Raw genomic sequence first — 14,028 nt, forward strand, 5'->3', positions numbered from 1 at the left:
TTTTTTCAAGGGGTGTTGCGGCGATTGGAACTAGGTGTGGGGCAGGTGTGGGGATTGAATTGGCAACATACGTTGAACTCCCTTCCAACGATTCTGCCGCGGGGCGCGTGACCCGGTTGTGGCGGGCAGAATCTGAATTACGCTGGGTACCATCCGAGGTCAGGGGTAGGCTGTTGGATTCAACATAAAGGAATGGATATCAAAAATATAATGCTATTTGGGCATAAGCTAATATTCTCTAAATTCATTATTTGTTATTTGTTTTATTCTTGTTGGTAATGTCTTTTTGAGATTATGTTTGGTGGGGGTGGGGGTACATATCTGTTATCTGGGTAACGGCGGCTATGGGTTCCGCCCTTACGGCGGCTCACTTTTGAAAAGCGCAAAAGTAAGCAAAACGCTCTTGCCCCACCACTCGGCACCTCGCCTAGGCTCGGTGTGCCCGAAAACAGGCAGCCCGAAGCGGGCCGCCGCGACGGGGCGTCCCTGCCCCGTCGCGGCTAAACCGGCGTCCTGCCGGTTTACCCGCTCCGTACTACCTGTTTTCGGCCAGCGTGGTTAATGGGGCGCCTGAGGATCAAGATCAAAAGCCAGATCAAAAGCCGGATCAAAAGCTGATTGGCTTTTGTGTGGGAGCTGGCTTGCCTGCGATGCGCACACCTCGGTAAATCAGGCATACCCAGGTGACGCCATCGCAGGCAAGCCAGCGCCTACATGTTGACCACACCGGTCGGTTCAAGGCCGCAGCAGCTGCATCTGCTGCCGATAATCATCTGTCACCTGCCGCGCCTGGCCATTGCTGGTGATCACCTTGGGCGTGATCAACACTATCAACTCGGTGCGATCCTTGGACTTGCTGGTATTGCCGAACAACCACCGCAACCCGGGGATTTTCCCCAGGTACGGCACCGCGCTGACGCTCTCGGCGTTGTCCTGCTTGATCAACCCACCGAGCAATACCGTCTGCCCGCTCTGCACCGCGACCTGGGTCGACACCGAGCGCGTGGAGATGCGCGGGTTCACCGGCGTGTCGCTGTTGGAACCCGGGTTCTCGGCGTCGCTGACCTGCTGTTGAATATCCATATACACCAGGCCACCCGGATTGATGCGCGGCACCACATCCAGGATCACCCCGGTCTGTACATATTCGACGCTGCTCAAGGTGGTGTCCGCATCGCCGGTGTTCACCGTGGTCTGGCTGATGGGAATGTTGTCGCCGACCTGGATCTGCGCCGGCTGGTTGTTCATCACCACCAGCGACGGCGCCGACAGCACCTGGGTGCGACCGTTGGTTTCCAGGGCGTGCAGGGCCACTTGCAGGTTGGAACTGACGAAGGAGTAGAACAGCGAATCCGTCGCGCCCAGCCCTGCCCCGCCGCCGCCCAGGGCGCCTTGGCTGCCCGACGCATTCGCCACCGTGGTGCTGGCGGAATTGCCCGCCAGGCGCCCCAGGTACCACTGCACGCCGAGGTCCAGCTCGCCGGTGAGCTTGACCTCGAGGATGCGGGTCTCGATCTGCACTTGCAGCGGTGGGTTGTCGAGGCGCTTGATCGCGGCTTCGATCTCTTTCCACTGTGCCGGGCGGGTGCGCACCAGCAGTTGGTTACTGCTTTGTTGTGCGGTGATGCGGGTGCCGGCCTCGAGGCTTTTATCCGGCGCGGCGGGTGGCGTTTCCCCGGTGGCTTCGGGCTCATCGGCAGGCGGCGGCGGAGTGTTCTGCAAGCCGCCGCCGCTGCTGTTGAGCGATGACAGGGTGGTGGTGCGCAGGCCCGGTGCGACTCTGGCCGGGGTGTCGTCCTTGATCGCGCCATTGCCGTAGATCTGCCGCAGATATTTGGCCAGGTCGGAGGCTTTCATGTTGCGCACATCGTAGACGTACATCTGCGGCTCGTTGCCGCCGCCTTCATCGATGGTGCGGATCCAGTCGCCCACTTCGCTGAGGTACTGCGGCTGTGAAGAGATCGCCACCACCGAATTGGTGCGCTCGATTGGCAAAAACCGCAGCATGCCGGCCAGGGGCATGCCGCTGTCCGGGCCGAACAGGCTCTGCAGCTCAGGCATCAACTCGGCCACCGAAGCACGTTGCAGGCCGAATACGCCCACCGACATGCCCTTGAGCCAGTCCACGTCGAAGGTGTCGATGGTGTCCTGGTAATTGGCCAGTTCATCCGGGGTGCCCGCCAGGCTGAGCACGTTGCGCGCCGGGTCCACCAGCAAGAATGCGTTCTCCCGGGCGAACGGCTTGAGCAGTTTCTGCATCTCGGTCGCCGAGATATACCGCAACGCAAACAGCCGCGCCGACAAGCCGCTGGACGGCTTGGCCACCGGCATTTGCGGCACCAGCTTGCCCGCCACGGCCTGGTTGGCCGGCAGGATCACGTAGCGCTGGCCCTGGCGGATCATGGCGTTGTCGGTCCACGACAGCAGGGTTTCGAGGATCGACAGCGCCTGCTGTTTGTCCACCGGCTTGGAGGTGGAAAAGCTGACATTGCCCTTCACGCCCTGGGCAATGGTGTAATTCTCATGCAACAGGTCGCCCATCACGCTGTTGATCACCGCTTCGATGGGCTGGTCCTGGAAGTTGAACACGATATCGCCGCTGCCCTCCTCCTTCCCCTGCGCCGTGGCGGCGGGCTGGCGCACGAACTGCTGGTTGCCGCGAATCAGCTGGCGCTGCGGCGGCGCAGGGATGGCCGCCTGCGGGTTTTCGGCCACGGGCGGTGCGCTGGGCGGACGCTGCGAACCGGTGCCTTGCATGGCTTCGTGGAGCAGATCGTCGTCCGGCTCGAGACGCTCGGGAAAGGCGCCACAGCCACCCAGGGCAATGGCGGTGGCCAGGCAAAACGTTGAGGTGCGCAAATCGATCAAGGGAGGGGCTCGCGGGGAAGAGAAGTCGGTGGGCGGGAGGACGGCGGCGGCAAGCGCCTGGCGTAGAGGCTCAAGGTTTGCGTGCGGCCATCCAGCACAAAACGGGCGTATTGCGGGGTCAGGTGTTCCAGGCGCCAGCCGTTGGGCAGGGTCTGCCCCAGGCGCACAGTCAACGCGCGGCCATCGGCCTGCTTGAGCATCGCCATCTGCAGGTTGCCGGTGATCATGATCCCGCTGAGGGTCAGGTTGGCCAGGCTCGACACCTGGGCCTTGCCGACCACGCGATCGGGGCTGCGATCGGGGCTGAACAGCGGCGCCTGCCAGGTGGCGGCGAGGCTTTCCAACGGCACGCTGGGCGCCACCTGCACGCTGGCGGAAGGATGGGCACGCGCGGCGGGCTCGGGCAGCCACTGCGGTTCATCGCCGATGCTGCTGAGGATCACCGCCATCAACACGCCCAAGGCGGCAGCCAGGACCAGCAGGCCCCATTCGAGGGGGCGCAAGGCACTGATCATCGCGCCCCCTGCGGTTGCAGGTAGCCGCGCACCAGCAGGTGCACCACCAGTTGGCCCGCGCCGCCACTGGCCGGGGCCTGCTGGGCACGGCGCACGCGCAGTGCATCGACGAACAGGAACGGCGGCTGGTATTCCAGCTCGTGCAGGATCGCCGTGAGCGGCTCGATGGCGCAGTTGAGGGTGAGGCTGACCTTGACCTGGCGATAGGGCTCGCCGTCGTCCTGGTCCGGGGTGATGGGCTGGCGCTGGGTCAGGCTGCAGCCGCCGCCGAGGTTGGCGTGGCTGTTGATCAGGTCGGCGAGGCGCTGCATCAGGTCGGCGGCAACCACGTCGGGATCATCCCCGGGCAACAGGCTGGTGCTGCTGGCCGGGTCCTGCCTGGCCTGCTCCAGTTGCTGGCGCAGGGAATCGCCCTGGCGCAGCACACCGGCGTAGCGTTGCTGCTGCTCGCGCAGTTGCTCGGCCTGTTCGCCCATGGCGCGCAGGGGGCCGGCGAACCAGCTGTCGATCAGCAGCCAATAGGCCGCGCCGACCACCATCGCCAACAACAGCAAGGCCGCGCCGCGACGTTCACGGGGTGTGAGGGGGCGGCGCATCGGCGGCCTCCTGGCGTAGATGAGCGCGCAAGGCAAACTGGTCCTTGCCGGTGCGGGCATCGGGTTGAATCACCCCTTCGAACTGGGCGTTTTCGAGGCTGTGGCAGCCCTTGATCCGGGTAATCAGGGCGCTGGCCTTGGCGCTTTGCCCGGCAAACGAAATCTCGCCGTCCTTCACATCCAGCTGGTCGAGCCAGGTGTCGGCGGGCAGGCAGGTGGTCAAGTCATTGAGCAGCGCAGCCAGGGGCGGTTGTGCCAGTTTGCGCCGGGTCAGGTACTGCGCCGCACCACGTGTCGTGAGCAGTTGCTGGCGCAGCGCATGCACGTGCGCGACCTCGGCCTTTTGTTGCTGGACACTGGCGTGCATGGCGTCGAGCACGCGTTGGCGGTCGTTGAGCCACAGCAGCATCGCCGCGATCAGCAAGGCGCCGCACAGCCACGGCAGGCTGCGTTGCAAGCCCTTGCCCACCGGGCGTTGACGCGGTCGCAGCGGCGCTGGAAGCAGGTCGATGCCCAGGTTGGCCACATCCACCCGATGGGGATGCAGACCGAACGCTGCGCAGTCGATGAGGATCTGGTCCAGGCGCTCGCGCAGGATGGCGACCAATGTCACCTCAAGGTGGCTGGACGTGCGCCGTTCCTGGCGGGCGACGAAGTACAGCTGTTCGGCTTCGAACGGCGTGTAGCGATCCAGTTCATAGCCGACCACGGCGTTGAGATTGCGCGCGGCTGCCAGCGGCAGTTGCACGGTTTGCAGCAACACCGCCTCGGGCGCGAGCATCAGCACCTGGCGCGTGCTATCCACGGCAACCGGCGCCGTCAGCGGCCACGGGTGGATCTGCTCCGGCGGTTCGCGCAGCACCAGCCAGCGCGGCAGGCAACCGCGCAGTTCCGCGAGCCACAGGCGCCAGCCCTGTTGCAGCAGGCTGCCACGCCAGTGCCGGGCGATGGGTTCGAGTCGATTCATTCTTGCCAACGCAGCACCCGGTAGGGTTGTGCGCTGTCCTCCGATGGGCTCAATAAAACCGTGACTTGCAGCCGGGCCTGATAGCCGCCGGGGCGCTGGGCGCGGCTGTCGACCACCAGCACTTCGCCCGGGTCGGCGCCCTCGGCGTCCGCGTGTGGCAGGTTGAGTGCCTGGCGCATCAAGGGACTGGCGAAGGCCGGGTCGGGGCGATCGAGGTCGCTCCACAAGGTGATCTCGGGCAGCAGTTGGCTGTACAGCGCCTGGGTCATGCCGGGCAACTGGCGCACTTCTTCCAGCACCCGAAACGGCGCCAGGCCCTGGTTGCGTCGCGCCTCCAGCGCCTTGGCCCACTGCCCGGCCTCGGCCGGACTGGCGCCGCAGGCCAGGGCCAGGTGCATGAGGTCCTGCGCCTCGGCGTTGATCAGGTAGAGCTTGCCGCGCTCGCTGCGCAGGTTCACCTGCACCTGCGCGTCATCAAAACTCAAGGCCCGGTCGCGGCCATCGGCGATCCAGTGTCGATCAGCCATGGCCATGGCGATGCCGGCTTCGGCGGCCAGTACGGTCTGGGTGTGCTGGCGCAGCCACAGGGCCTGGCGGCTTTCCAGTTGCACCCAGCCGGCCAGGCCGCCGAGCAACACGGCGAGCAAGGCCAGCACCCACAGCACCAGCAGCAGCGCCGCACCGCGCTGGCGCCTCATTCCTCGACGCTCCCACTGGACAGGTTCAGGCGCAGGGCAATTACCTGGGTCACCCAGGGCACCGGTCCGTCGACATGCGCGGCGATACGCACCGCCGCCGGCAGGCGCCGGGGCCACGGCCAGGTGTCGATCCAACCAGTCGGTTGGCCCAGCGGGGATAGCCCGCGATAGCTCAATTGCAGCCTTTGCAGGTGGTCGAGCAGCACCTGCGGCTCATCACGCGCGACGGTGCTGGCCGATTCCAAGCGCGAAAACGCCACCTGCAATTGCTGCCCGGTCCTTTGCACCGTGAAGCGTTGAATCCCGCCGCCGAGTACACCGGGCAAGGTCGCCACAAACTGCAGGCGCTCGGGCGTGCCGACAAAAAAGCCCTCGGCCTGGCTGTCGTCCTCGGTCACATCCAGGGGCAGCGCTTCGCTGATCGCCGTGCGCAAGAACTGCTGGGCGGCGCGCCTTTCATCCAGGCTGACTGTGTAGCGCTGGGCCTTGGCCACCGCGCGATTGGCGCCCAGCAATGCGCCGCCCACCAGCACCAGCAACGCGCTGAGCAAACTCAGGACCACAAGGATTTCCAGCAAGGTAAAGCCCTGCTCGCGGCGCGTCACAGGCGTGCCTTCAGGGTGCTGAAGTGCGCCTGGTGCTGGCCTTCGCGCACGCTCAGGTCGAGGCGAAACAGCTGCGGCTGCTGGCGGGTACGGGTCAGTTGCCAGTGGATGCCATCCAGTTCGCCCTGGCTGCGCCCTTCGACCAGGCGCCCGGCCGCTTCCTGGTCCAGCACGGTGAGCGCCACGTGGGTGAGCCGATCGCTGCGGGCGACCTGTGCCAACGAGCGCGCGCTCTGGCCGAACGCGACCAGCAGCACCGTGCTGCACACCGCCATCAGCGTCAACGCCGCGAGCATTTCAAGCAGGGTGAACCCTGCCTGGCGTTTCATGGCAGCACCCGGGACTGGACGCTGCCGGTCAGCCAGCCGACATCAATGCGCCAACGCCGACTGCCGTTGGCCAACACCAGATGGCCACCGGTGGAACTGCCATCGGGGTAAAACTCGATGGCCGATCCCGCCTGTTCAGCCGTGTGCAACCTGACCTGCAACTCAGGCGGCCAGTGTTGCAGCGCACGGCCCGGCGCCTGGAATGTCCTGCCCGGCAAATCAAATGCCGTGCGCGCTACCTGGCCGTCGACAATCGCCCCGGCCCGCGTGGTACGCAGCGCATCGACCAGTTGCCCGACCACCCGCCGCTCCTGCGCCGCCTGCAGCCCCTGGCGCACCCCCAGCCCCAGCAGCCCGGCAGCGACGCCCAGCAGCAGGATCACCACCAGCATCTCCAGCAGGGTAAAGCCGCGCTGGGCCATCGCCGGGTTACTCCCAATTGCCCAGGTCGGCGCTGTAGCCGTCGCCGCCCGGTTGGCCGTCCTGGCCGTAGAAGATCAGGTCGAAAGCGCCGTGTTCACCGGGGAAGCGATAACCGAAGGCGTGGCCGAACGGATCCTTGAGGTCCGACGGCTTGGCATATGGCCCGGCCCAACTGGCCGCGTTGCCGGGCTTGTCCACCAACTGCTGCAGGTTGTTGGGCGGCGAGCCGACATCCAGGGCGTAGCTGTCGATTTTCATGCTCAGGCTCGCCAACTGCGCCTTGCCCGCGCCGTATTTGCCCTTGTCCACATTGCCGCCGACCTGGCGCACCACAATGGTTGCGACGATGCCCAGCAGCACGATCACCGCGAGCATTTCCAGCAGGGTGAAACCGCGTTGGCGGCGTGAAGATTTCATCGGTCTGGCTCCTTGAAGGTTCATATATTGCTGGTCAGGCTCATCAGCGGCAGCATGATCGCCAGCATGATCACCGCCACCAGCACGGCCATGACCACAGTCAGCGACGGCACCAGCGCGGCGAGCAGGCGGTCGATGCCGCGCTTGGCCTCGACGTCGAAAATGTCGGCCACCTTGAGCAGCATGCTGTCCAGTTCCCCGGCCTGTTCGCCGACCTCAATCATTTGCAGGGCCAGCTCCGGCAGCAGCGGTTGGCTGCCGAATGCACTTGCCAGGGTGCCGCCGCCTTTCACCGACTCCGCCGCCTGCGCCACCTGGGCCTGCAGCGCGCGATTGCTGCAGACCTGCCGCGCGATCACCAGCGCTTGCAGCAGCGCCACGCCGTTGCTGAGCAAGGTGCCGAGGGTGCGCGCCAGACGCGCGGCTTCGACCCGCTGCAGCAGCGGACCGATCACGCGCAGGCCGAGCAGGCGCCGGTCGTGGCGTTGCCGGCGCAGGGGATCGCGCAGGCGCGCGGCGAGTGTCCAGGCCATCACGATCAATGCCGCCAACACCGCCAGGCCATAGCGACCGAGAAACTGGCCGAGCGCAAGAATCACCTCGGTGATCCATGGAATCGGCACGCCCAGGTCCTCGAAGATCGGCACGAATTGCGGCACCACATACGCCAGCAGCAGCGCCAGGGAACCGAGCACGCCGACCACCAGGAACGCGGGATAGATCAGCGCATTGATCACTTCGCCCCTTAATAACTGGCTGCGCTCCAGGTAATCGCTGAGCTGGCGCAAGGTGCTTTCCAGCGCGCCGCCCGCTTCACCGGCACGCACCATGCTCAGGTACAGCGGGGAAAAGTTGTCGCCCTCTTGCGCAAGCGCCGCGGATAACGTCTGGCCTGCCTTGACCTGCTCGCGGATGCGTTCGATCAACGCGCGCACCGCGGGCGGGCCGGGCTGTTTGAGCAACAGGCCGAGGGCACGTTCCAGGGGCTGGCCGGCGCCCAACAGCGTGGCCAGTTGCTGGGTGAAATTCACCAGCGCTGCGCCCTTCAACGGCCCGCGCGTGTTGCGCAGCAGCCGGCTGCCCGCCGCTTCGATGTGCAGCAGCAACAAGCCGCGCTTGTGCAAGGCGGCGACGGCGGCAGCCTGGTCGGCGGCATCCAACGTGCCGCTCTGCGTGGCACCCTGGCTGTCCAGGGCGCGGAATTTGAACAGGCTCACGCGCCCTCTCCACGGGTGACGCGCAGTACTTCTTCCAGCGAGGTAATGCCCGCCAAGGCCTGGCGCAGGCCTTCTTCATGCAAGGTGCGCAGGCCGGCACGACGGGCGGCCTGCTCCAGGGTGTCGGCGTCGGCGTGGCGCATCAGCAGGCTGCGCAGTTCATCGTTCATCACCAACAGTTCGGTGATGGCGCTGCGGCCGTGATAACTGCCACGGTAGAGCAGGATCGGGCGCTGTTCGGTCAGGCGGTCGAGGCCATGTTCCTCGACCAGCTCCGGCGGTGCTTCGAACGCCACGCGCGTGGCCGGGTCCAGCCGTCGCACCAGGCGCTGCGCCAGGATGCCACTGACGGTCGAGGCGATCAGGTAGCTTTCCACGCCCATGTCCAGCAGCCGCGTGATACTCGCGGCGGCGCTGTTGGTGTGCAGGGTGGACAGCACGAGGTGGCCGGTGAGGGAGGACTGGATAGCGATGCGGCAGGTTTCGAGGTCGCGGATCTCGCCGATCATGATCACGTCCGGGTCCTGGCGCACGATGGAGCGCAGCGCACCGGCGAAGTCCAGGCCGATGGCCGGCTTGACCTGGATCTGGTTGATGCCTTCGAGCTGGTACTCCACCGGGTCTTCCACGGTGATGATCTTGCGTTCGGTGGTGTTGAGCCGCGCCAACGCGGTGTACAGCGTGGTGGTCTTGCCCGAACCGGTAGGCCCGGTGACCAGCAGGATGCCGTGGGGCCGCTCCAGCAGATCGAGGAAGGCCGCCAGGCGCTGGCCGTCGAAGCCCAGGCTGGGGAAGTCGAACTGCACGGTTTGCCGGTCCAGCAGGCGCATCACCACCGATTCGCCGAAACTGGTTGGCACCGTGGAGACCCGCAGGTCCAGTTCCTTGCCCTGGATACGCAACATGATCCGCCCGTCCTGGGGCAGGCGCCGCTCGGCGATGTCCAGGCGCGCCATGATTTTCACCCGCGAGATCACCGCCGCCGACGAACTGGCCGGCGGTGCCTCGGCGTCGTGCAGCACGCCGTCGATGCGGTAGCGCACCTTGAGCTGGCTTTCGAAGGGTTCGATATGGATATCCGACGCGCGCTGTTCCACGGCGCGCTGCAGGATCAGGTTGACCAGGCGAATCACCGGCGCTTCGGAGGCCATGTCCTTGAGGTGTTCGATATCTTCCAGCGCGCCGCCCTGCTCATCGAGGTTCTCGATCAGCGTGCCCATGGCGGAACGCCCCTGGCCGTAATAGCGCTCGATCAGCGTGTCGACTTCAGTACGCGGGCCGATCGCCAGCCACACCGGCACCTGGCAGGCGTAGGCCAGGGCCTGGAACGGATAGGCCTGCGCCGGGTTGGCCGCGAGCACGCGCAACCCGCCCTGGTTCCAGCCCATGGGCACCACCTGGTAGTGGCGCATGAAGCGCTCGGTGAGCGCCGGCAAAGGGTCGAGCAGCGGCGGCGCGGCATCCGCCAGCAGCAGCGGCGCACCGAGCAGGCCGGCCCAGGCACGCGCCAGCTCGATTTCCGAGACCAGCCCCAGGCGCGTCAGCAGCCCCAGCAGGTCGTCGGCATCGGTGGACAAGCGCCGGGCACGCTCCAGATCGACGGTTTTCAGCCCGGCGTGCTGCATCAGCCACGCGCACACTTGGTCGGTGTGCGGTATCTGCAGATGGCAGGCATCGATAGGCATGGACGACATAGTAGTGGGTGTCTGATTGCGAGAAAGTATGGCTATTTGGAACTACTGGGCATTAAAGGTAAAAGGCCATTAGTTCGCCACGCCGCAGTCGAAGTTAACCGGGGTTATCGACTGGAAGTTACAACGCTAGTTCCGGAAGCTCGGAAACAAACTGAAAAGAATAGCCAAGGACTGTCCCGGATTTCCGGTACAACCCTTGATTTAAAGCCTTCGTTACCTGCCGTCAGGATTTGGCTAATTGCAATTAGCCACGTGCTTAGTTATTCAGGCACTTTCGCGCTCGATCAAGCGACATTGCAAAAGATTCAAGCGCTGAACTTCCTCTTCAACCGGCAATACGCCCAAACTTTGCAGAACCCGCGTCGCTGCTAATACACCGATATCCAGGGCCGGCGGTTTGATCGTACTGAGGCTCGGCAACAACATTTCGGCAAACGGATAATCGCCGAACCCCAGCACCGCGCAGTCCTGCGGGATCTTCACGCCGGCACGCTGCCCGGCCAACAGGCCGCCGGCGGCCAGGTTGTCATTGGCGAAGAAGATCGCGTCGGGCGGTGTCGCATGGCCCATCAGGGTTTCCATCGCCTGCTTGCCCGCTTCAAAGGGCGCGCGGTCAGCGTCGGGGGCGAATACCCAGGGGTGGACGCCCAACGCCGTCAGCGTCGCGGCGAACCCGTCTCGCCGTTCCAACGCGCTGAAGTCGCCCGGGGCGCTGTTCTGCACAAAGGCGATGCGCCGATAGCCCTGGCCATGCAGGTAGCGCGCGGCTGTGACGCCCACGTCGTAGTGGGAAAAGCCGATCTGCAACGGCTCGCGCTCGGGCACGTAGTCCCAGGTTTCCACCACCGGGATATCGACGTCGGCGATCATCTTTTCGGTGCCCGCGCTGTGGAAGCGACTGGTCAGCACCAGCGCCGCCGGTGACCAGCCGAGGAAGGCGCGCACCGCGCTTTCTTCCTGTTCGGCGCTGAAGTAACTGGACGCCAGCAACAGCTGATAGCCGTGGCGGCTGAGCGTGTCGCTGAAACCCTGGATGGTATTGGCGAAGATCGGCCCCGAGATGTTCGGGATCACCATCGCCACAATCCGTCCTCGCGCCGAAGCCAGCCCGCCGGCCACCAGGTTGGGCACATAGCCGAGTTCGGCGACTACCGCAGCGATGCGCTCGCGACGCTCGGGCGAGACCTGTTCCGGCTGGTTGAAATAGCGCGACACGGTAATCGCCGATACCCCGGCCTGGCGCGCCACGGTGTTCAAGGTGACGCGCCCGGCGCCACGGCGTTTGCGCGGTTTGTCTTCGCTCACGGGATGATCCTGTTAAAAACCAAAAAGAATATAGGGCTAATTTTTTAGTATTTGACGCTCTAAACCAGACCTACCAATAATGCCGATGTTAGCGCTAACAAAGCGCGTTGTCTGCTACTCGCTCGAGCGAATGCCCAAGACAGTTTCACAGGCGCTGACGGTCGCAAGAACCGCAGCGGTTCAGGGCATTTCTTTCGAGCGGACACAGCATGCACAGACGCACTCACTTGTTTTTACTCGCCGGTTTGACGGCGCTCCCCGTAACCGGCGCCTTTGCCGCCGACGAGGCGGAACCGACGCTCAAGTCCGTCACGGTCACGGCCACCCGCCGCGAAGAGTCGCTGCAAAAAGTCCCGGTGGCGGTCTCCGTCCTGGACGGCGAGCAACTGGAGCGCGACAACCGCAACGGCGTGGCGAGCATCGCACAACAAGTGCCGTCACTGAACTTCCGCACCGGCGCATCGAACAAGGACACGTCGCTGTTCGTGCGCGGCGTCGGCACCATTTCCACCTCCCCTGGCGTCGAGCCGACCGTGGCCACGGTAGTCGACGGCGTGGTCTACGCGCGCCCCGGCCAGGCCACCCTCGACCTGCTCGACCTGGAGCGCATCGAAGTGCTGCGCGGCCCGCAAGGCACGCTGTTCGGCAAGAACGCCTCGGCCGGCGTGCTGAACATCACCAGCAAGGCGCCGACGGCCGAAACCCATGGCTATATCGACCAGTCCTACTACAGCGGCAATGAAAGCCGCACCCGCTTCGGTATCGGCGGCAGCCTGGTGCCGGACGTGCTCAAAGGCTCGATCAGCACGTTGTTCGGCAGCTACGATGGCAACGTCGACAACCAACATAATGGCCAGGAGGTCAACGGCTACAACCACAAGGGCATTCGCGGCAAACTGGAATTCACCCCGAATGACGACGTGAAACTGACCCTGATCGCCGACTACATGCAGTCCCACGACGATGCGCCGAATGGCGTGGTGAGCAAGTCCCTGACCCCGGCCTTCGCCAATGCGTTGAACCCGGTGCGCGCCTCCAGCGACAACCGTGATATCAACACCGACACCCGCAGCCATGTGGAAGACACCAACAAGGGTTTGTCTGCGCAACTGGACTGGAACCTGGGCGACTACACCCTGACCTCGATCACCGCCTGGCGCGGCTGGGACAACACCCAGTACCAGGATGGCGACCGCCTCGGCAGCGTCACCGCCGCGTTCCCCGGCACCGCCGACAAAGGCGAGCTGGCCTTCGACCAATACTCCCAGGAACTACGCCTGGCGTCGCCCAAAGGTGAATTCCTGGAGTACGTCGGCGGCCTGTTCTACATGCACGGCAAAGACAAAGAGACCTACCAGCGCACGCTGACGACCACCACACGCACCGACCGCGGGATCGCCGACTACAGCACCACCAGCGACAGCTACGCGGTATTCGGCGAGACCACGCTGAATTTCACCTCGCGCTTTCGCGGCATCGCCGGCCTGCGCTATACCCACGACGACCTGAAATACGATCACCGTCGCACCTCCACCTCGGCCACCCTGGTCAGCGGGATTCAACCGGCCACCTCGAGTTCCGGCTCGGTGGATGAGGATGGCTGGTCCGGGCGCCTCGGCGTGCAGTACGACATCACCGACAACATCACCAGCTACCTCACCTACTCGCGCGGCTACAAAGGCCCGGCGTACAACGTGTTCTTCAACATGCTGGCGCGTGACACCGACGCGCTCAAGCCGGAAACCTCCAACACCTGGGAAGCCGGGATCAAGGCCACCGCCTGGAACAACCGTCTGACCACCAACCTGGCGGTGTTCCACAGCGATTACGACAACTACCAGGCCAACTTTTTCGACACGGTCGCCGGGCAGGTAGTCACGCGACTGATCAACGCCGGCAGCGTCAGCACCGAGGGCGTCGAACTGGATTACGCCTTGCAGGCCACCCAACAGCTGAAATTCTCGGGTGCCCTGGCCTACACCCGCGCACGCATCGATGAATTCGCCTGCCCGGCGGGCGCGGCGGCCACCTGTAATGTCAATGGCAAGCCGCTGCCTTACAGCCCGGACTGGAAAAGCTACGTGCGCGCCGACTACACAATCCCGCTGGATAACGGCCTGGACATCGAACTGGGCACCGATTACAGCTGGCAGAGCGAAGTGCAGTACGACATCAGCCAGAATGTCGACACTAAGCAAGGCGCCTACGGCATCTGGAACGCCAGCGTGGCCCTGGCCGACTACAGCAACGGCTGGCGCGTGGCGTTCCTGGCCAAGAACCTTGCCGACAAGTCCTACTCACCGCTGCTGGCCACCGGCGGCAACTACATCTACCGCGCCGTGCCCCGTGACGATGAACGTTACTTCGGCGTGCAACTGCGCAAGGATTTCTAAG

The 14,028-nt window shown here is 64.7% G+C and carries 13 protein-coding genes; 1 reads left to right on the top strand and 12 read right to left on the bottom strand.

The window, feature by feature from the left end; all coding sequences use genetic code 11:
• Positions 1 to 735: 735 nt before the first annotated feature.
• From gspD to JFU04_RS19435, 12 genes are all read right to left on the bottom strand, one after another.
• Positions 736 to 2,859: a type II secretion system secretin GspD gene (gene gspD / locus JFU04_RS19380; RefSeq protein ID WP_201146430.1), complete on the bottom strand. Its 2,124-nt coding sequence runs from the start codon at positions 2,857 to 2,859 to the stop codon at positions 736 to 738.
• A 5-nt stretch (positions 2,860 to 2,864) separates the two neighbouring features.
• Positions 2,865 to 3,383, bottom strand: coding sequence for a general secretion pathway protein GspN (locus tag JFU04_RS19385; RefSeq protein ID WP_106803221.1), 519 nt, complete (start codon positions 3,381 to 3,383; stop codon positions 2,865 to 2,867).
• A complete protein-coding gene (gene gspM / locus JFU04_RS19390; protein ID WP_201145418.1) occupies positions 3,380 to 3,979 on the bottom strand; it encodes a type II secretion system protein GspM in 600 nt (199 codons plus the stop codon). Before gspM ends, JFU04_RS19385 begins: the two co-directional genes overlap by 4 nt.
• Positions 3,954 to 4,946 (bottom strand): PilN domain-containing protein, encoded by a 993-nt coding sequence (locus JFU04_RS19395; RefSeq protein WP_201145420.1) that lies wholly within the window; start codon positions 4,944 to 4,946, stop codon positions 3,954 to 3,956. The genes gspM and JFU04_RS19395 overlap by 26 nt, the downstream gene beginning before the upstream one ends.
• Positions 4,943 to 5,644: a general secretion pathway protein GspK gene (locus JFU04_RS19400; RefSeq protein ID WP_201145422.1), complete on the bottom strand. Its 702-nt coding sequence runs from the start codon at positions 5,642 to 5,644 to the stop codon at positions 4,943 to 4,945. Before JFU04_RS19400 ends, JFU04_RS19395 begins: the two co-directional genes overlap by 4 nt.
• Positions 5,641 to 6,249: a prepilin-type N-terminal cleavage/methylation domain-containing protein gene (locus JFU04_RS19405; protein WP_201145425.1), complete on the bottom strand. Its 609-nt coding sequence runs from the start codon at positions 6,247 to 6,249 to the stop codon at positions 5,641 to 5,643. Before JFU04_RS19405 ends, JFU04_RS19400 begins: the two co-directional genes overlap by 4 nt.
• Positions 6,246 to 6,578, bottom strand: a complete 333-nt coding sequence (locus JFU04_RS19410; protein ID WP_065903573.1) for a type II secretion system protein — start codon at positions 6,576 to 6,578, stop codon at positions 6,246 to 6,248. The genes JFU04_RS19405 and JFU04_RS19410 overlap by 4 nt, the downstream gene beginning before the upstream one ends.
• Complete coding sequence (locus JFU04_RS19415) at positions 6,575 to 7,000, bottom strand: prepilin-type N-terminal cleavage/methylation domain-containing protein (RefSeq protein ID WP_201145426.1); 426 nt, start codon at positions 6,998 to 7,000, stop codon at positions 6,575 to 6,577. Before JFU04_RS19415 ends, JFU04_RS19410 begins: the two co-directional genes overlap by 4 nt.
• Positions 7,001 to 7,007: 7 nt before the next feature.
• On the bottom strand, positions 7,008 to 7,418 hold the full coding sequence (gene gspG, locus JFU04_RS19420) for a type II secretion system major pseudopilin GspG (protein ID WP_106803214.1): 411 nt from the start codon (positions 7,416 to 7,418) through the stop codon (positions 7,008 to 7,010).
• Between the two features lie 20 nt (positions 7,419 to 7,438).
• Positions 7,439 to 8,635 (bottom strand): type II secretion system inner membrane protein GspF, encoded by a 1,197-nt coding sequence (gene gspF / locus JFU04_RS19425; RefSeq protein ID WP_201145428.1) that lies wholly within the window; start codon positions 8,633 to 8,635, stop codon positions 7,439 to 7,441.
• On the bottom strand, positions 8,632 to 10,329 hold the full coding sequence (gene gspE / locus JFU04_RS19430; protein WP_120449161.1) for a type II secretion system ATPase GspE: 1,698 nt from the start codon (positions 10,327 to 10,329) through the stop codon (positions 8,632 to 8,634). Before gspE ends, gspF begins: the two co-directional genes overlap by 4 nt.
• A 264-nt stretch (positions 10,330 to 10,593) precedes the next feature.
• Positions 10,594 to 11,634, bottom strand: coding sequence for a LacI family DNA-binding transcriptional regulator (locus JFU04_RS19435; protein ID WP_120449162.1), 1,041 nt, complete (start codon positions 11,632 to 11,634; stop codon positions 10,594 to 10,596).
• Between the two features lie 209 nt (positions 11,635 to 11,843).
• Here JFU04_RS19435 and JFU04_RS19440 point away from each other — a divergent pair, with 209 nt between their 5' ends.
• On the top strand, positions 11,844 to 14,027 hold the full coding sequence (locus tag JFU04_RS19440; RefSeq protein ID WP_106803210.1) for a TonB-dependent receptor: 2,184 nt from the start codon (positions 11,844 to 11,846) through the stop codon (positions 14,025 to 14,027).
• Position 14,028: the final 1 nt, after the last annotated feature.

It is taken from the genome of Pseudomonas sp. TH21, from assembly GCF_016651025.1.
Classification (GTDB): domain Bacteria; phylum Pseudomonadota; class Gammaproteobacteria; order Pseudomonadales; family Pseudomonadaceae; genus Aquipseudomonas; species Aquipseudomonas aylmerensis.

Excerpts from the sequence above, each read along its gene's own strand:
- JFU04_RS19385 (WP_106803221.1), bottom strand. The coding sequence starts at position 3,383 with ATGATCAGTGCCTTGCGCCCCCTCGAATGGGGCCTGCTGGTCCTGGCT.
- gspM (WP_201145418.1), bottom strand. The coding sequence starts at position 3,979 with ATGCGCCGCCCCCTCACACCCCGTGAACGTCGCGGCGCGGCCTTGCTG.
- JFU04_RS19395 (WP_201145420.1), bottom strand. The coding sequence starts at position 4,946 with ATGAATCGACTCGAACCCATCGCCCGGCACTGGCGTGGCAGCCTGCTG.
- JFU04_RS19400 (WP_201145422.1), bottom strand. The coding sequence starts at position 5,644 with ATGAGGCGCCAGCGCGGTGCGGCGCTGCTGCTGGTGCTGTGGGTGCTG.
- JFU04_RS19410 (WP_065903573.1), bottom strand. The coding sequence starts at position 6,578 with ATGAAACGCCAGGCAGGGTTCACCCTGCTTGAAATGCTCGCGGCGTTG.
- JFU04_RS19415 (WP_201145426.1), bottom strand. The coding sequence starts at position 7,000 with ATGGCCCAGCGCGGCTTTACCCTGCTGGAGATGCTGGTGGTGATCCTG.
- gspG (WP_106803214.1), bottom strand. The coding sequence starts at position 7,418 with ATGAAATCTTCACGCCGCCAACGCGGTTTCACCCTGCTGGAAATGCTC.
- gspE (WP_120449161.1), bottom strand. The coding sequence starts at position 10,329 with ATGTCGTCCATGCCTATCGATGCCTGCCATCTGCAGATACCGCACACC.
- JFU04_RS19440 (WP_106803210.1), top strand. The coding sequence starts at position 11,844 with ATGCACAGACGCACTCACTTGTTTTTACTCGCCGGTTTGACGGCGCTC.